Genomic DNA, 17,659 nt, shown 5'->3' with positions numbered 1-17,659 from the left:
AATATTAGTTCTAAATACCTGCTCAAATAATTGTTCCCCGTAACCCTTAACCGATTCCTTCGCCTGTTCCGCCTTCACGGTATCAGTTTGGGGAAACACCAACCATTCCTCAAAATACCATTCCAGATTCTCTTCTTGTTTCGGGGTGAAAGGGTCAGTAATTGCGATCGGATAATTCACCCGCCGATCAAAACTAAGAGTCGCGGTAAATCCGCTATTGGTTGAGTCCTGTTCGCGAATGGTAATAATGGTCATTGGTCTTATGTCATACTCGCTACCCTTGAGAAGCCAGCTACGTCTTATGTCATGTATGGTAGCCAAAAAAATAAAGGTACAGCAATGCCCATGGGTGTCAACTTAAGCTACAGCCCCCTCACCCCCAACCCTTCTCCCACCGGGGGAGAGGGGCTGGGGGTGAGGGGTTGAGATTAAGACGTACTTCCTAATTTCGCTGCCAATTCTCCTTTAATCCGATTGAGAATTGACGTTTCATCTAATGATTCCAGAATGCGACTGACGACAGTTTTCGGAGCATCTTCTCCCCAAGACGCACCATTGGCTAAATAAACTTTCGTCACTTGTCCAATTGCATAAGTAGAAACCCCCGCGACACCCGCCTGAGTCATGGCGACAGACAGATAAGGTGCTAAGGTAACTCCTCCCGTTGCAGGTGCAGAAAGCCCTAACAATCCCTTAATACTACTCAATCCCAATGTAGCTAAAACTTCGCTGGCACCAATTCCGCCCATACTCAGAGCAATTTTCTGAAGCAATCCCACCGCACCTTGCTGGGTCATGGAGATACCGTAGAGGCGAGATAATGCTAGAATCATCACCACGTCTACAACCGTTGCCGTGAGTAGATCCAGAACCGTAACTGGATTGAGTGCGATCGCGACGGCTTTGGTCATCACCGCTTTCCAGATCACCTGATTGGCACTTTCGTCCCGAATCGCCATTTTCCGTTGCACCAGTTGTTCATTCACCTCACCCGCGTACATCATCGAATTTAGGGCGACTAAGGATTTACCTTCCCGGTGCAAAATTTCCAATATTTTTAGCTTTAATTCTTCTATCTGGGGAGTTCCCAGACGCCGTTGAATCGCCCGACTCCCATCAGCACGACGCACAGCTACTGCTTCTAACGGTGCAGCCGCCACCCGAACAATTTCAGCCGGAGACAACAACTGTTTCACCCGTTCATCGCGTATTTTACGATAAATCGCCTCGCGATCGGCTTCGGGATATTGGTCTATTTTATTAAACACCAATAGCATTGGCTTCCCACTATCTCGTAATAGAGACAGGGCTTCATATTCGACCTTGGTGATATCCCCGGCGATAATAAATAGAATCAGATCCGCTTGTCTGGCAACCGTTACCGCTAACGCCTCGCGGGTTTCCCCATGGACTTCATCAATCCCTGGCGTATCAATAAACTGAATTTGGGACTCCCCAATACTCGGCAAAGCCACGCGCAGGATTTCCTGATCCGTGTTTGCCAAGGTTTCCTGACTTAACTGCCAATTCGCCGTTTGAGCATTCCGAGTCACCCCATGCAACGCCCCGGTTTCAAACACAGGTTGTCCTAATAACGCATTCAGTACCGAGGATTTACCCCGTCCAACCATACCAAAAGCCGCGAGTTGCACACAACTGTGTTCTAGCTTGTCCAAGAGATTGGCTAAATCCTCAATTTCCGATTCTAACCCCGCTTGTTCTTGGCAGGTTAAGTCAAGATTGCTGACTAACTCACGCAAAGAGTCTTGGGCGCGTTTGTAGTGAAGTTCCCCCTGAACCGCGTCAACACTCCACATTGCCCAATCCCAGTCTTGGTTTGAACCGGGAGAATTGTTAGTCAAAATCATCTTAAAAAACCTGCTGGAGACCCTCGCTTTTAGCGATGGGAGGAAAGCAGGGCAGGATGTACTACTTTCCTTGGACAAAATTGGTGGGGGAGTATGGTTGCTCCCCCCTTGGGGTATGGTTGCCCCAACTCCCTTTCGGGGTAAAGTTTGCCTCGCCAATGTTAACGGTCGGTACTTTCCAAGCAGTACTGGCTTAACCCTTTAGACCTGTTTAACCACTTGGTTCTAGAGCTTGGAACTGGCACGCATCCCAAGGTAGGATTTTTAACACTTGCCGTTAACGTAGTGCGCGTAGCACTTAGGCTGGTCAACTTGGGCTATAAGGAGCCCTCGCTTTTAGCGACGGGTCGTTGACACCTCCAGCGCTAGGTTTGAGCTTACTTTGATCCTAGCGTCGCTTGCTGTAATAGATAGGGGCTGCTGCATAAGTTTTGGGGTGGGGGTAGGGAGCTGGGGGAGCAGGGGAAGCTGGGGAAGCAATGTAGAGACGTGCCATGGCGCGTCTGGGTGTAGGGGCGGGTTTGACAGATAACATTTTGCACCAAACTGATAACTTGACTAAACCCGCCCTTCTAGGGAAGCCCCAATTAATCCTGGCTATATGCTTCCATACCCACACAAGAACAAACCAAATTGCGATCGCCAAAAGCATTGTTAATCCGCCCTACCGCTGTCCAGAACTTGTGTTCCCTTGTCCAGGGTGCAGGATAAGCCGCTTGTTCGCGAGAATAGGGGCGATTCCATTCCCCAGAAATTAACACCTCTGCCGTATGGGGGGCATTTTTCAGCAGATTATTCTCCTGATCAACCTCCCCAGATTCAATCGCCTTAACCTCGTGGCGAATCCCAATCATCGCCTCACAGAATCGATCCAACTCCTCCTTCGACTCACTTTCGGTGGGTTCCACCATCATGGTTCCCGCAACGGGCCACGAAACAGTGGGTGCATGGAACCCATAATCCATTAACCGCTTGGCAATATCATCCACCTCTACCCCAGCAGACTTTTTCAAACCCCGCAAATCTAAAATACATTCATGCGCCACCAAACCCGATTTCCCCTGATACAAAATCGGATAATAAGGCGCTAAGCGATGGGCAATATAATTCGCATTCAGAATCGCCACCTTTGTCGCTTCCGTTAACCCATCTGCCCCCATTAGCGCGATATACATCCAGGAAATCGGTAAAATACTGGCACTTCCCCAAGGGGCTGACGCCACAACGCCAACGGAGTCGTTATTGGTTAGTGAGCCATAACCTTTCACAAACGACACATCCGGCAAAAACGGCACTAAATGCGACTGTACCCCAATCGGTCCCATCCCCGGACCCCCACCTCCGTGAGGAATACAAAAAGTTTTGTGTAAATTTAAATGGCAAACATCCGCCCCATAATCCCCAGGACGACATAATCCCACTTGGGCATTCATATTCGCCCCATCCAGATACACCTGTCCACCATGAGCGTGAATCGTATCGCAAATTTCGCGAATGTCTTCCTCAAAAACGCCATGGGTAGACGGATATGTCACCATCAACGCGGCTAAATTCTGGCTGTGCTTTTCTGCCTTTGCCTTCAAATCCGCTAAATCGATATTTCCTTGGTGATCACAGGTAACAGCAACCACCTTTAATCCTGCCATAACCGCACTCGCCGGATTAGTCCCGTGGGCGGATTGGGGAATCAAACAAATCTGGCGATGTCCCTCATCCCGATGTTCATGATACTGGCGAATCACCAGCAATCCCGCATATTCCCCTTGCGCCCCCGCATTCGGTTGTAAGGAAATCCCAGCAAACCCGGTAATTTCTGCTAACCATGCCTCAAGCTGCTGGAATAAAATCTGATAGCCCTGGGTTTGAGATAAGGGGGCGAAGGGATGAATCTGGCTAAATTCCGCCCAGGTAATTGGCATCATTTCGGCGGTGCCATTGAGTTTCATCGTACAGGAACCCAAGGGAATCATTGAGGTGGTGAGGGATAAATCCTTGGCTTGGAGACGATGAAGATAACGCAATAACTCGCTTTCTGAATGATAACGGTGAAAAACCGACTCAGTAAGATAGGCACTGGTGCGGGCAAAAGGCGGTTCAAACCCCTTAATCTCTCGTTTTAGCAGGGAATCCACGGGAAACGGTAGCGAATCAATGCCTTCAACGCCAACTGATCCAAAAATATCCAGGAGAGTCACCACATCTGGGAACGTTGTCACTTCATCCAGAGTAATCGCGATCGCACTTTCATCCAACACCCGCAGATTCATCCCCCTGGCTTGCGCCGCCTTGAGAATATCGCCGATTTCCTGGCTATCTAATTCCACCCGCACCGTATCAAAGAAGGGTTGTGAGCTAATGTTATAACCCAAACGTTCCAACCCGGCTGCCAATATCACCGTTAACCGATGCACCCGCTGAGCAATTTGCTTAAGTCCCTCTGGTCCATGATAAACCGCGTACATACTGGCAATCACCGCCAGCAAGACTTGGGCTGTACAAATATTACTCGTGGCTTTATCCCGCCGGATATGCTGTTCCCGAGTTTGCAAGGCAAGGCGCAAAGCGGGTTTACCTTGGGCATCTTTAGACACCCCCACAATTCGCCCCGGAACCTGCCGTTTATACGCCTCACGGGTAGCAAAATATGCCGCATGAGGTCCACCATATCCCAGGGGAACACCCAAGCGTTGCGTCGTTCCCACGGCAATATCTGCACCGAATTCACCCGGCGGTGTCAGCAGGGTAAGACTCAAGGGATCAGCCGCCACCGTGACTAAACCCCCCGCATCATGCACCTTCGTTACAAACTCCCGATAATCGTAAATCGTGCCATCAGTCGCCGGATATTGCAGTAATGCCCCAAAAATCGGCGACTCAACGTCAAACGTCTGATGATCCCCAACAATAATCTCAATTCCCAACGGTTTCGCCCGCGTTTGCACCACCTGAATTGTTTGTGGATGGCAATCCTGGGAGACAAAGAAGGCATTGGCTTTGGTTTTACACAAGCCATAACTCATACTCATCGCTTCCGCCGATGCTGTTCCCTCATCCAGTAACGACGAATTAGCGATATCCAAACCCGTTAAATCAATAATTAGGGTTTGAAAGTTTAGCAACGCCTCCAGACGCCCTTGAGCAATTTCAGCTTGATAGGGAGTGTAGGCGGTATACCAACCCGGATTTTCCAGAATATTCCGCTGGATCACGGGTGGGGTGATACAGTCGTGATACCCCATACCAATGAACGAGCGAAACACCCGGTTTTTTGAGGCAATGTCCTGAAGGTGGGCAAGGGCAGCTTTTTCACTTTGGGCGGAGGGTAAGTTGAGGGGATGATTCAGCCGAATGGTTGAGGGAACCGCGACATCAATCAGTTCATCCAGGCTGGAGTAACCCAAAACATCCAGCATTTTCCCTACATCTTCAGCATTGACACCAATATGCCGTTTAGTAAAAGAATCGGTTGATATGAGATGAGCCGCCGCCGCAGAAAGACTGGGCTGAGAATCACTAGAGAAGCCATTGAGGGTTGTGTCTGGATTAACGGAGACATTTGAGTTAGCCATATCAAACCGATTCATTCAAAGATTTTGGTGCATCAAGCCGCTAGAGTCAGCGCGACTCCTTATTATTTTTTAACAAACCATTCACAATCGTGCTGTCATTGGTCATTGGTCATACTCGCTTCCCTTGAGAAGCAAGCTACGTCATTCGTACAGTCGGGGCGGGTTTAGTTACATCTGGGTGTAACCGAAAAGATAGTAGTGAAACCCGCCCCTACATAATCTCGCTTATCTCTCCCATCTTCCCCATCTTCCCCAGCTTCTCCAGCTCCCCCAGCTCCCCCAGTTCCCCCAGCTTCCCCAGCTTCCCCAGCTTCCCCATCTTCCCCATCTCCCCCAGCTCCCCCAGCTTCCCCATCTTCCCCAGCTTCCCCAGCTTCCCCAACTCCCTCTGCTTACTCCTCGCCCTCAACTTGAGCCTGATATTCAGCCGCCGATAAGGTATCTTCTAATTCATCGGCATCATTGACTCGCACTTTCAGAAACCACCCTTCACCGTAAGGATCTTCAGCAATCTGTTCGGGCGATTCCACGACAGCATCGTTGCGTTCAATCACCGTTCCCGTAACTGGCGCATACATATCCTCAACGGCTTTCACCGATTCAATCGTGCCAAAGGTTTCCCCTTTTGCCAAAGCACTATTCACATCAGGCAGTTCGATGAACACAATATCACCTAACTGATCGATGGCAAAGGCACTAATCCCAATCGTGGCAATTTCCCCATCGAGTCGTACATACTCGTGGCTGTCTAGATACTTTAAGTCTTCAGGATACTCTAAAGCCATTTCATGTCCTCAATTTGCAGCAAAGCTAAGTGTACAACCTCCAATTACGTCATACTAAGACGCTATGGATAAAGAAACTCTCAAACGACGGCTCTTAGGTGAGTTTAGCTGGAAACGACTGGTGCGATCGCTAATTTTCATTTACGTCTTCTTTGCTGTATACGTCTACTTCATGGCAGATCGGATGATTTTCCTACCGCGCCCCTCCAGCTACCCAGACACCCCTGACATTCTTAAAGTGACGACGGCTGATGATCTCCAGATTTCCGCCGTTTACTTGCCCAATCCGACAGCGACCTATACGAGCCTCTACATTCACGGGAATGCCGAAGACTTAGGCGAGATTCAGCCCCTGTTGCACCATCTACACAGTCTCGGCTTTAGCGTCTTTGCCTACGATTATCGCGGCTATGGCACGAGTCAGGGAAGTCCCTCTGAACAGAATGCCTATCGTGATAGTGACACCGCCTTTACCTATTTAAAAGAGCAACTGGGAGTCCCACCCAAACAGATTATCGCTTATGGACGTTCCGTCGGCGGTGGTTCAGCCGTAGATTTAGCCGCCCGTCACCCTTTGGCAGGTTTAATTCTCGAAAGTTCGTTCACCTCAGCCTTTCGCGTCGTGCTACCCATCCCGATTTTGCCCTTTGACAAATTTCCCAACCTGGACAAGATCACCCAGGTAAACTGTCCCGTCTTAGTCATCCATGGTACTGCTGATCAAACGATCCCCCTCTCCCACGGACAACGCCTATTTGCCGCCGCCCCTAAACCGAAACACTTCTTCTGGGTGGAGGGTGCCGGTCATAATGATCTGTTCTGGGTGGCTGGAGAGCAATATGGGGAAGCGTTACATGGGTTTGCCCAATTAGTCGCCAAAACCCAATTACCTGACGCCGAACCAAGGACAAATGACCAATGATCAAGGACAAATAACCAATTAGTCAAGAAAGAATGACATCACCCCTGCTATTTTTGGTAAAATTCACTATAATTAATTTGGAAGGTATATATTCCGGGTAATTTACAACATTGTTTACAACCGTACTGCCTCAAACGAAACAACCCTTTGGGTCAATCCCTGATGACCTATTTGACGCCATTGACACCCTCAAGCAGGAACTCAACGCCGTTATTCTCGCCCACTACTACCAAGACCCCGATATTCAAGATATTGCCGATTATATTGGCGATTCTTTAGGACTTTCCCGCCAAGCTGCTGATACAGATGCAGATGTTATTGTCTTTGCGGGTGTTCATTTCATGGCAGAAACTGCCAAAATCCTTAATCCCAACAAACTTGTTCTTCTACCCGATTTAGAGGCAGGTTGCTCTCTGGCTGATAGTTGTCCCCCGGATGCATTTGCCCAGTTTAAGGCAGAACACCCTGACCATTTGGTCATCTCTTACATCAATTGCTCCGCCGAAATTAAGGCGATGAGCGATATTATTTGCACCAGTTCCAACGCCGTCGAAATTGTCCAGCAAATTCCCCCTGATCAACCGATTATTTTTGCCCCCGATCGGAATTTAGGACGCTATGTAATGCAGCAGACGGGTCGGGATTTGCTCCTGTGGCAAGGGAGTTGTATTGTTCACGAAACCTTCTCGGAAAAAAGAATTGTCCAGCTCCAGATTGAACACCCCGACGCCGAGGTTATTGCCCATCCCGAATGCGAACCTCCGGTATTACGTCACGCCAGCTATATTGGCTCAACAACTGCGCTGTTGAAGTATTCGCAAACCAGTCCCCGTTCCAAATTTATTGTGGCGACAGAACCGGGAATTATTCACCAAATGCAAAAGCGAATGCCAGATAAGCACTTCATTCCAGCGCCTGCAACGAATAATTGTAACTGTAATGAATGTCCCTACATGCGGTTAAATACGCTGGAAAAACTTTATCTAGCGATGAAGCAGCGTCAGCCCGAAATTACCTTACCCGAACACATTCGGATTGCGGCGTTACAACCGATTCAGCGTATGTTGGACATGAGTGCTAAGGTTAAGGTTTAAGTCCAGCAAAAATTAGGGCAGGACTTACGCTTTATTTCAGGCACAGGCGCTACCTTTAGGGGACTCTTCATGAAGGTGGAGAAGGGCGGGTTTTGTAGAAACATTATTGGTTTCTCGGTTAATTTTAGTCCTAAACCCGCCCCTACTATGGGTTGCTGCATCAGTGACAGGATGGGAAAGGGCGGGTTTTGTAGAAACGTTATTAGTTTCTCGGTTAATTTTAGTCCTAAACCCGCCCCTACATGGGATTTTATGCCGCGATATCCGATTGATATATTAACCGAAAACCGGACAAAAAATCCACTGGATTTTCCGGCGCGATCGCACTTTATTTAGAATATTTTACCGTTGGCTATAATATTCTTTAAGCCGTGGTTTCTATTCTTTTGGGCGCAATCAATAACAGTATTGTATTAATTGGGTTTTGACTCGATAGTATTGTTGAATCCTTATCAGGATGTATTTTAATTTGGCGTCTCAGCCAGCCTCAAAACCTAACACCGGAAGCTGAAGCCAAAATTGAGCGACAAGCCACCCAGTTTGTGGCAATTACATTTTTCTTGATGGCTGGGTATATTGGATTTGAGTCACTGAGAAAGTTAATTACCCATTAATCGAATGACTCCAGCTACTGTAAAAGAATCTCTAATCATTTTCACCCGCTATCCCGAACCGGGAAAAACCAAGACGCGCATGATTCCCGCCCTAGGTGAGGAAGGTGCGGCAAACCTGCAACGCCAGATGACAGAAAATACCCTGGCTAAAGCGAAAAAACTGCAAGCATTTCATCCTGTATCTGTAGAAATTCATTTTGCTGGGGGGAATCAACCATTAATGCAAGCCTGGTTAGGTGCTGATATGATTTACCATCAACAAAGTGAGGGAGATTTAGGCGAGCGAATGGCATCGGCATTTGAGAAATCGTTTGCGGCGGGAATGACAGGTGTGGTGATTATTGGTACAGATTGCCCCGATTTAAACCCTCAAATAATGGCTGAGGTATTTAAACTACTTAAAACGCACGATTTAGTATTAGGACCTGCCCAAGATGGGGGATATTATCTGATTGGTTTGCGACGGTTAATTCCTGAACTTTTTGTGGGAATTCATTGGGGAACCTGGCAAGTTAGGCAACAAACTGTCGAGATTGCGGATAACTTGGGATTAGCGATCGCGTTTGCACCAATGCTCCATGACATTGACCGTCCAGAAGATTTGAGCAGGTGAGGACATCCAGATTATTTTGCCTAGAGAGAATAGTTGGTATCTATCAAGAGGCGGATTTTTTTACCATCAAAGTGTGATTAGATTAGCCCCTATCGCGTTATGTTTAGCGCGAATTGAGCCAAATCATAGGACTATGAGGAATTTATCGGGCTTTTGCCCGGTGTAAGTCTGTCGTAAATCGATCGCAAGTGATAGCCTCAGATCGACCTGACCCCGATTCTACCCCAGGAAACAGCGTTGCTGGTGAGGATGACCAAGATAGTGTCACAATTCCCTTGCAATCGGTTGACCTCGGCTTGAGCAAAATCGCACGCCAAAATCGGGCAAATGTGGGAGACGAAATAACGTATACCATTACTCTGACCAATAACGATGCGAATGAGGCGACTGATGTGGCGGTGACGGAACCCTTACCCCCTGAGGTAAGCTTTAGATCAGCAACTGCGTCTCAAGGCTCATATAATCGCAGTAGTGGAATTTGGTCAGTGGGGAACCTAGCCAATGGTAACGAGGCTAGGTTACAGATTACCGCCACTGGGGATATTCCCGGTTCCGTGACGAATACGGCGGTGATTAGTGCTTTAGATCAAGATGATCCGAATCCTGGGAATGATCGAGACAGTGCTGAGGTATTTTTGGCTGGAGAACCTAACCTGCTTCTGGTGAAGCGGATTACTCAGGTGAACAGAGATGGACAAGTGATCGATGGAATTAATTTTAATACTTTTGTAGATGATCCCACTGATCCGGATGATAACGCGATTGGCTGGTCTCAGCTACCGGGGGGAGGGCTTTTAGGCGTTCCGATGATTAGTCCCGATAGGCGTTTAGAGAGTGGCGATACTGTGGAATACACGATCTATTTCTTATCAAATGGTGGCACAGTGGTTAACAGTGTGAATGTCTGTGATCTGATTCCCCAAGGGACGACGTTTATCTCAGATAGTTTTAGGCAAGGGAGTGGAATTGTGTTAAATCAAGATGGGACACCGACACCCCAAAGTAATGCATCAGATCAAGATTCAGGGACATTTTTTCCGCCTCTCAATCCTGTCTCAACGCCTTGTGCTGAAGCCAATAATCCCAATGGTGCTGTGGTTGTCGAGTTAGGCGATATTTCTAGCACCGCTCCCAATAATGTAGGATTGATTCGCTTTCAGGTGGAAATTGATTGAAAATGGGGATTGGGGAAGGAATTCTAATGTAATGAAAACCGAAACAATTTCAGTGATTATTCCTGTTTTAAATGAAGCGAATACGATTGGTTCTATCTTAGAGAGACTTGTCGATACTGACAATGTGGAGGTTATTGTGGTAGATGGGGGGAGTCAAGATGAAACCGTCAGTGTAGCGCGATCGCGAAATGTCCAGGTTCTTTCTACCCCACCCGGTCGCGCCTGTCAAATGAATGCGGGTGCAGCAATAGCGACGGGTGATATTCTCCTATTTCTCCACGCCGATACTCGTTTACCAGCAAACTTTGATCGTTTAATCCGCCAAGCGCTACAAGAACCCCAAACCATTGCGGGGGCGTTTGAATTACGCATTGATGCTCAACAGTTTAGCTTGCGTCTCATTGAACGACTGGTGAATTGGCGATCGCGTTTTTTTTCGATGCCTTATGGCGACCAAGCTATCTTTTTAAAAGCGACTGTTTTCCATACTATCGGAGGTTTTCCTAATTTGCCAATTATGGAAGATTTTGAATTCATTCGTCGCTTGCAACCGCAGGGACGGATTACGATTGTTCCAGCCTCTATCCTGACATCAGGACGACGCTGGGAACGGTTAGGAATCATCAAAACCACCCTGATTAACCAGCTTATTATTATCGGGTATTTCGGGGGACTTTCTCCTGACAAACTGGCGCAATGGTATAGGGAAAAAGGGTAAGCTTCATGCATTTAAATTGGGTAGTAGTAGCGAGCAAGATGCAAAGCCTGCGGCATGGCTTCGCTAAACGCACTACGAGACTTTGACAATTCTTAATATTAAACCACAGTCGATTTTTTAATGATCACAGGTTCATAAACAGCCTATGTCTCGATTTCTATTGCTATTTTATAATGAGTAAATATAGGAATTACAAGTCCAGGATCTTGCCAACCTGTCAAAGTGCCTGTATTTACCTCTCCCTCTGGTGATAACAGCACCTCTCCGGCACTATTAAGCGGATTAAGACCATCACTTATACCTAAGTAGAACGTCTCGTTTTCAGAACAATTGAATCCAACTTCTCCGCTTCCTGCTGCTAGTCCTTTGCCCATTTTATCAAATAAGAACAAAGACAAAGATGATAAAGATGATACAGACAATAAGGGATTTTGAGCAACTCTAAATTTTAAAAATGCTTGACGTTCAGATTCAATTTGGTAGAGATCGATATCTGCCGGATTAAATAAACTGCCCTCAATTGTATTAATTGTTGGCACTATGATTGGACCTTGAGCGGACGAAATTAAGTGTCCTGCATCATCATCTTCAACAAAGGTTGATTCTGAGGCGGTGTTGTCTAATCCTCTGGGGAGACTCTTCCCGCCCATCAACGTCGTTAATAATGATTTAAAATTTATCATCGGTTTTCTCCTAAAAGACGTTGAGACGAATCAAGTTAACTTAATTCGTCCGTTTGCTTAACCTTAAAATCATTTTTTTGTTTTTTCAGTTAATGGTATTGATTTTTAAAGAAATTTAATTTAACTTAATTATTTAATTTAATAATGTTTATATTTAGTCAAGTTTGATCATGGGTTTTAACGCGACAGATCAGGCGACTTAGAGGATGATAATCAAGCCAATAAACTGATGCACCTTGTAATAAAGTTTCAATAATTGTTGTTCCCGAACCCGCAAAAGGTTCTAAAATTTTACATTTTTCTGTGCCATACTTGCTTAAAAACCAATGCGGGATTTCCTCAAAGAGTAATCCAACGCAGGCGGGTTAACCTGTTGGGTTTCGCTTACGCTCTACCCAACCGACTTGAACGTTTACTTTATTCTAGAGGAACGACATACACCCAGTCTTGATAATTGGGATCGCGATTTTCCGTAATTGCCGTAATTTTATCTCTCAGTTTCTCTGTGATGGGTCGGGTTTTCGGTAATTCATAATTCTCAACCCGTTTAATTGGAGTAATTTTAGCTGCCGTCCCACTTAAAAAGGCTTCATCGGCAATAAATAACTCTGATTTATCTACAGGGCGTTCGATTGTGGGAATGCCCAAATCCTTTGCCAGCGTCAGGATACTATCTCTGGTGATTCCTTCTAAAATATCTTGGTCATATCCCGGCGTAATCAGTTGACCATTCCGCACCACAAAGATGTTCATCCCGGAGGCTTCACAGATTTTTCCCTGAGCATTCATTAATAAGGCTTCATCAAATCCGGATTCTACTGCTTCTGTTTTTGCCAGAGATGAGGTGATATAAGCGCCACTAATTTTACCTCTCAAGGGTAAACTGTGATCCGCTTGGCGATACCAGGAACTAATCCGACAGCTTACGCCTTCTGGGGATAAATAATCACCCAGTTCTAATCCGTAGACGAAAAAGTCTTTTTCAATTTTATGAAGTCTGGGGGCAATTCCCAAATCTGACGTATAAATAAAGGGTCGAATATAAAATGAGGTTTTAACTTGATTTTTTTTGACAAATTCTACAATTACAGTTTCAATTTTATCAGCGGGTAAGTCGTAGTGTAAATATTTGGCACTGTCACTTAATCGTTGACAATGACGGTCTAAACGAAACAGGAGAATTTGTTCGGGGTTTTGGGGGTCAGGAATCCCCCGCAATCCACCAAAAGCGCCTGTCCCATAGTGCAGCGCATGGGTAGCAATGGAAATTTTGGCATCCTCGAAGGGAAGAAATTGTTTTTTAAAGTAAGCGATTGGCAGAAATTTATGCATTTTCAAACTAGACAGTCAGGGCTACTGGAAGGTATGGTGATCGATTGTACTACAGGTCAGTGATTTTGCCAGGGACTAGCACATCAATTTAGGAACCCCGGTAGAGACGTAGCATGCTACGTCTCTACACCTTTCCCTGTCTCCCCATACCTAATCAATCCTCCTTGGTGTTCAACCACCCCGCTAAATTCTGTTTTTGAGTCTCCGAGGGATTCTCAATCTGCACAACCTGGTAGCGGGTGGGTTGGGATTCGCTTAGGGTAACGGGTAAGGTACAAAGTTCGTCTTGATGGAACACGGTTACCCAAATCGTGTCACCGGGATGGTAATCTTTTAGGCGATCGCATAATTGATCGGCACTGACTCGCCAACCGTCTATTGCCAGTAATTGATCCCCAGCATCCACCCCGGCTATCCCCGCAGGAGAGGTGGCGTTGACAAATTTGACCACCTCTTTCCCATTCTCGGTCTTGACAATTAACCCTAAATAGGGTTTTGATTCCTCATCTTCCGCCGCCTTGAGTTTTAAGCCAAAGGGTTCAAGATATTCATCAAAGGGCAATTCTTCTGTCCCCTCAATGTAGCGCTGGAAGAAATCACTTAAATCAGTACCCGCGACAGACTCCAACACCTCTCGCAGTTGTTGAGGCGTAAAGCCAACTTCCTTGACGCCAAACTCTTGCCACATCCGCCGCATCACATCATCAAGGGAGCGCTGATTGCCATGACGCGATCGCACCAGCAAATCCAGTAAGAAGGATACCATTTCTCCTTTGAGATAATAGGAGATCTGACTATTATCACTATTGGCATCCCGGCGATATAACTTAATCCAAGCATCAAAACTGGACTCACTCAGGGGTTGCACCAAACGCCCTGGAATCAGTTTCATCCGGGTAATTTCTTTCCCCAATCCCTCTAAAAACGTCTTACTGTCGTAAATATTTGCCCGTAAGGGGAGGACTAAATCATAGTAACTGGTTGTCCCTTCACAAAACCACAGGGATGTGGTATAGCTTTCTTGTTCATAGTTAAACCGTTCTAAGACTTTGGGGCGAATCCGCTTAACATTCCACAGGTGAAAGAACTCATGGGCGACTAATTGCATGAAACGATTGTATTTATCTTTCGCCCGGAACCCGAAACGGGGATAATTTAAGGAACAAGAAGTTTTATGTTCTAAACCGCCAAAGCCCGTGGACGATAAATGCAGTAAAAACAAATACCGTTCGTAGGGTAATCCCCCATATAACTCAGCTTCTGTCTCGATAATTTTCGTCGTATCGGCAATAATCCGTTGGGGATCAGCATTTCCTTGTCCCCAAATTGCCAATTGATGCGGTTTCCCCAGAACCTCAAAGTCGTAAACCTGTTGTGTGCCAATTTCAAAGGGACTATCGACTAACGTGTCAAAATCCTCGGCTTCAAAGGTATTTTCAGTACCCTCGACGGCGGGTAAGGGTGTGGTTGTCTGCCAATCGGATTTAGGGGGTACAATCGTCACCTGAATCGGCTGTTGCTCAAAACCCGGCACAAACAGGAATAACGCCGCCCCATTAAAATAGCCGTGAGTGGCATCGAGGTGATTGGTGCGTACTGATAATTCATTGGCAAAGACGCGGTAGCGGACAACGATGGTTGAAGCGTCTCCAGTTTGAACCTGCCAGTGATTTTTACTCCGTTTATCCCAGGGTAAGGGCTGATGCTGGTTTCCAGTCTCAACCCGGAAATCCTGGAGGTGTTTGGCATACTCCCGGACTAGATAAGAACCCGGAGTCCAGACGGGCATTTTTAAATCTAGCAGCGATTCCGACCAACCATTCACCTGTAGCGTCACCTCAAACAGATGAGATTGAGGTTGAGGCATCGCGACGTGATAATGGAAGGTGGGTTTAGTCGAAAGGGGTTTATTGGGGCGAAGGGTGGTTGCTTCAGTCATTATTTTTGTAATTTGTCGTCATTCGTCAGGGAACGGGGAACTCTTAACAGGGAACAGGAAGCGTTTTGAGTAAACTCCTCCATCTTCCCTATCTTCCTCATCCTCCCCATCTTCCCTATCTTGCCCATGCTTATCCTAAAGCCGTCCAGCTAGATGGGTTAGTTGTTTGAGATTAATCAAACAAAGCTTTTGGTCTTGGGGGTCAACATCAGTCCAACCCTTACTTTCCAGCTTTTTCATGATTTTGGCTGTATCTTCCACACTGATATCTGTAACCTCAGCTAAGTCTTTATAGGGAATGTTATAGATTTCGGTTCCCTTTTCCCCCACTTGACCATAATTCTCTGCTAAGTTGACTAAGGTATTGGCTAATTTAATCGCCGCAGGTTGATGGCGTCGTTGAAAGCGAACATTAGTCTGACGCAGCCGTCTGACCATCAGTTGTAGCATCCGGTGGTGTAACTGGGGATCTTTGAACAGGGTTTGAATGAAGCGCTGGGCGGAGACGCTGAGTAATTTGACCGATGAAAGGGCGACAACATCTGTAGAACGGGGAGATTCATCCAAGATTGCCATCTCGCCAAAAAAATCTCCCCGACCCAAAATTGCCAACGTCACGGCTTTGTCCCCATACAGGCGTCGAACTTTGACCCAACCGGACATGATAAAGTAAACGGCATTGCCCCAGGCATCTTCCATTAAAACGGCTCGCCCTGTGGGATACTCATGTTCGACTCCAACTGACAATAGCCATTCTAGTGTCTCGGGGTTCGCCGTATTAAATAGAGGGAAAAGCTCACTAAAAGCTTTGGTGTGCATGAAAGGTTTATTAAAGTTGGATCATCTAAGATTCCATTACACCACACCAGAACAACAGTCCCCAACATAAGTTAGTGGTCTGTGAGCCGGGGTGCAGGAGTGCAGAGGGGTAGGGGTGTAGGAGGGGTTAACCGTAAGTTAATTGACCAACCAACAGTGTTTTTATTATCGCAGGGAAACCACGCGATCGCTCTTTTCTAAGGTTGGATATATCCGCAGTACTTCCTCCCTTGCCCAGCGATCAGCGGCTAGAATATCTTCTAGTCCAGGATCAGGACAGTTATCATGGCTGTGGCGATCGCAGGCTTGCTCAATACACTTGGCAATGTCTAAATATTGGATTTTCTCCTCTAAAAACAGTGCCACGGCTTGCTCATTGGCGGCGTTTAATACAGCTGGCATTGAACCCCCAGCCCGCCCTGCGGCGTAGGCTAATTGCATACAGGGATATTTATCATGGTCAGGTTCTTTAAATGTCAATGTCCCCGCTTTGACTAAATCCAAGGGTTCCCAGTCCGTATAGATCCGATGGGGCCAGGATAAGGCATAGAGTAGGGGTAAGCGCATATCGGGCCAGCCTAACTGGGCTAAGACGGAGGTATCTTGTAATTCGATTAAGGAGTGAATAATGCTCTGGGGATGGATGACAATATCAATATCGTCATAGTCCATACCGAAGAGGAAGTGTGCCTCAATCACCTCTAGCCCCTTATTCATCAAGGTAGCGGAATCGACGGTAATTTTGCGCCCCATCGACCAGTTGGGATGTTTAATCGCATCAGCAACCGTTACCTCCCCTAACTTATCGACTGACCAATCCCGGAACGCGCCCCCAGATGCGGTGAGGATAATTCGCCGTAATCCGCCCTCTGGGACTCCCTGAAGGCATTGGAAAATGGCAGAATGTTCCGAGTCAGCCGGAAGCAGTTTAACGCCGTGTTTGGCAATCAGGGGATTGACAACGGGTCCCCCGGCGATTAGGGTTTCCTTGTTGGCTAGGGCAATATCTTTTCCGGCTTCAATTGCCGCAATGGTGGGCAGCAATCCCGCACAACCGACAATCCCAGTGACTACCGCTTCAGCATCACCATAACGGGCAACCTCCACCACACCTGCTTCTCCCGCCACCAGAATCGGTTTGGGATCAAGATCTGCGATCGCGGATTTTAGGTCAGGTAATTTTTCCGCATCACATAAGGCTACAATTTCCGGTTGAAACTGCCGAATCTGGGCAGCTAACAGTTCCACATTGCTACGTGCTGCCAATCCCACCAACCGGAATTGGTCTGGATGGTGAGTTAATATCTCTAAGGTTTGCGTGCCAATCGATCCAGTGGAGCCGAGGAGAGTAATTGATTTCACAACAGTTTCTTAAGAATTCGCCGCTCTTTAATTACTATAGGATTATTTGGCACATCGTTCATCAGCCTGGAACTAAAGTTCCGGCTAAAAGCTTAAACCCGTTAAAACGGGTTCAAAGACTTACTCAGTCAGTTGTAGGTTGGGTTGAGGAACGAAACCCAACACC

The 17,659-nt window shown here is 46.9% G+C and carries 16 protein-coding genes; 6 read left to right on the top strand and 10 right to left on the bottom strand.

Annotated features, from left to right (window positions below; all coding sequences use genetic code 11):
- The 5 genes from RIB93_RS29195 to gcvH all read right to left on the bottom strand — a co-directional run.
- The coding region (locus tag RIB93_RS29195; RefSeq protein ID WP_446378289.1) for a hypothetical protein at positions 1-255 on the bottom strand (255 nt) is incomplete at its 3' end.
- A gap of 173 nt (positions 256-428) precedes the next feature.
- On the bottom strand, positions 429-1,868 hold the full coding sequence (locus RIB93_RS29190) for a GTP-binding protein (protein ID WP_446378287.1): 1,440 nt from the start codon (positions 1,866-1,868) through the stop codon (positions 429-431).
- Positions 1,869-2,455: 587 nt separating this feature from the next.
- Complete coding sequence (gene gcvP, locus RIB93_RS29185; RefSeq protein WP_446378285.1) at positions 2,456-5,437, bottom strand: aminomethyl-transferring glycine dehydrogenase; 2,982 nt, start codon at positions 5,435-5,437, stop codon at positions 2,456-2,458.
- A 211-nt stretch (positions 5,438-5,648) separates the two neighbouring features.
- Positions 5,649-5,819 (bottom strand): hypothetical protein, encoded by a 171-nt coding sequence (locus tag RIB93_RS29180; protein ID WP_446378283.1) that lies wholly within the window; start codon positions 5,817-5,819, stop codon positions 5,649-5,651.
- Between the two features lie 10 nt (positions 5,820-5,829).
- Positions 5,830-6,222, bottom strand: coding sequence for a glycine cleavage system protein GcvH (gcvH, locus tag RIB93_RS29175; RefSeq protein ID WP_446378281.1), 393 nt, complete (start codon positions 6,220-6,222; stop codon positions 5,830-5,832).
- 64 nt (positions 6,223-6,286) lie between these two features.
- Between gcvH and RIB93_RS29170 the strand changes: the two genes are divergently transcribed.
- The 6 genes from RIB93_RS29170 (at position 6,287) to RIB93_RS29145 (ending at position 11,358) form a co-directional block, all read left to right on the top strand.
- Positions 6,287-7,144: an alpha/beta hydrolase gene (locus tag RIB93_RS29170; protein ID WP_446378279.1), complete on the top strand. Its 858-nt coding sequence runs from the start codon at positions 6,287-6,289 to the stop codon at positions 7,142-7,144.
- Between the two features lie 110 nt (positions 7,145-7,254).
- Positions 7,255-8,238 carry a quinolinate synthase NadA gene (gene nadA / locus RIB93_RS29165; protein ID WP_446378277.1) on the top strand — a complete coding sequence of 328 codons (984 nt, stop codon included), beginning with the start codon at positions 7,255-7,257 and terminating at the stop codon, positions 8,236-8,238.
- Between the two features lie 69 nt (positions 8,239-8,307).
- Positions 8,308-8,574, top strand: coding sequence for a hypothetical protein (locus RIB93_RS29160; protein ID WP_446378275.1), 267 nt, complete (start codon positions 8,308-8,310; stop codon positions 8,572-8,574).
- Positions 8,575-8,856: 282 nt separating this feature from the next.
- Positions 8,857-9,465 (top strand): TIGR04282 family arsenosugar biosynthesis glycosyltransferase, encoded by a 609-nt coding sequence (locus RIB93_RS29155; RefSeq protein ID WP_446378273.1) that lies wholly within the window; start codon positions 8,857-8,859, stop codon positions 9,463-9,465.
- Positions 9,466-9,653: 188 nt separating this feature from the next.
- A complete protein-coding gene (locus tag RIB93_RS29150) occupies positions 9,654-10,640 on the top strand; it encodes a hypothetical protein (RefSeq protein WP_446378271.1) in 987 nt (328 codons plus the stop codon).
- Positions 10,641-10,671: 31 nt separating this feature from the next.
- The gene (locus tag RIB93_RS29145) at positions 10,672-11,358 is read left to right on the top strand and encodes a TIGR04283 family arsenosugar biosynthesis glycosyltransferase (protein ID WP_446378269.1); all 687 of its coding nucleotides are present in this window, start codon (positions 10,672-10,674) and stop codon (positions 11,356-11,358) included.
- Positions 11,359-11,501: 143 nt separating this feature from the next.
- Here RIB93_RS29145 and RIB93_RS29140 read toward each other — a convergent pair whose 3' ends face one another.
- The 5 genes from RIB93_RS29140 to dxr all read right to left on the bottom strand — a co-directional run bounded on the left by RIB93_RS29140 (position 11,502) and on the right by dxr (position 17,493).
- Positions 11,502-12,041, bottom strand: coding sequence for a hypothetical protein (locus RIB93_RS29140; protein ID WP_446378267.1), 540 nt, complete (start codon positions 12,039-12,041; stop codon positions 11,502-11,504).
- Between the two features lie 417 nt (positions 12,042-12,458).
- Positions 12,459-13,373 (bottom strand): branched-chain amino acid transaminase, encoded by a 915-nt coding sequence (locus tag RIB93_RS29135; protein ID WP_446378265.1) that lies wholly within the window; start codon positions 13,371-13,373, stop codon positions 12,459-12,461.
- 154 nt (positions 13,374-13,527) lie between these two features.
- The gene (locus RIB93_RS29130; RefSeq protein WP_446378263.1) at positions 13,528-15,312 is read right to left on the bottom strand and encodes a M61 family metallopeptidase; all 1,785 of its coding nucleotides are present in this window, start codon (positions 15,310-15,312) and stop codon (positions 13,528-13,530) included.
- A 135-nt stretch (positions 15,313-15,447) separates the two neighbouring features.
- On the bottom strand, positions 15,448-16,131 hold the full coding sequence (locus RIB93_RS29125) for a Crp/Fnr family transcriptional regulator (protein WP_044210874.1): 684 nt from the start codon (positions 16,129-16,131) through the stop codon (positions 15,448-15,450).
- A gap of 165 nt (positions 16,132-16,296) precedes the next feature.
- Entirely contained in the window at positions 16,297-17,493 is a 1,197-nt protein-coding gene (gene dxr, locus RIB93_RS29120) for a 1-deoxy-D-xylulose-5-phosphate reductoisomerase (RefSeq protein ID WP_446378261.1), read from the bottom strand.
- Positions 17,494-17,659: the final 166 nt, after the last annotated feature.

This window comes from Coleofasciculus sp. D1-CHI-01 (assembly GCF_040218875.1).
Taxonomy (GTDB): domain Bacteria; phylum Cyanobacteriota; class Cyanobacteriia; order Cyanobacteriales; family Coleofasciculaceae; genus Coleofasciculus.
Note: the sequence above shows the minus strand (reverse complement) of the source record. Positions and strands in the feature narration are given on the sequence as shown.

Coding starts and splice junctions, on each gene's coding strand:
- RIB93_RS29190 (WP_446378287.1), bottom strand. CDS start 1,868: ATGATTTTGACTAACAATTCTCCCGGTTCAAACCAAGACTGGGATTGG.
- gcvP (WP_446378285.1), bottom strand. CDS start 5,437: ATGGCTAACTCAAATGTCTCCGTTAATCCAGACACAACCCTCAATGGC.
- gcvH (WP_446378281.1), bottom strand. CDS start 6,222: ATGGCTTTAGAGTATCCTGAAGACTTAAAGTATCTAGACAGCCACGAG.
- RIB93_RS29170 (WP_446378279.1), top strand. CDS start 6,287: ATGGATAAAGAAACTCTCAAACGACGGCTCTTAGGTGAGTTTAGCTGG.
- RIB93_RS29160 (WP_446378275.1), top strand. CDS start 8,308: ATGAAGGTGGAGAAGGGCGGGTTTTGTAGAAACATTATTGGTTTCTCG.
- RIB93_RS29155 (WP_446378273.1), top strand. CDS start 8,857: ATGACTCCAGCTACTGTAAAAGAATCTCTAATCATTTTCACCCGCTAT.
- RIB93_RS29145 (WP_446378269.1), top strand. CDS start 10,672: ATGAAAACCGAAACAATTTCAGTGATTATTCCTGTTTTAAATGAAGCG.
- RIB93_RS29140 (WP_446378267.1), bottom strand. CDS start 12,041: ATGATAAATTTTAAATCATTATTAACGACGTTGATGGGCGGGAAGAGT.
- RIB93_RS29135 (WP_446378265.1), bottom strand. CDS start 13,373: ATGCATAAATTTCTGCCAATCGCTTACTTTAAAAAACAATTTCTTCCC.
- RIB93_RS29130 (WP_446378263.1), bottom strand. CDS start 15,312: ATGACTGAAGCAACCACCCTTCGCCCCAATAAACCCCTTTCGACTAAA.
- RIB93_RS29125 (WP_044210874.1), bottom strand. CDS start 16,131: ATGCACACCAAAGCTTTTAGTGAGCTTTTCCCTCTATTTAATACGGCG.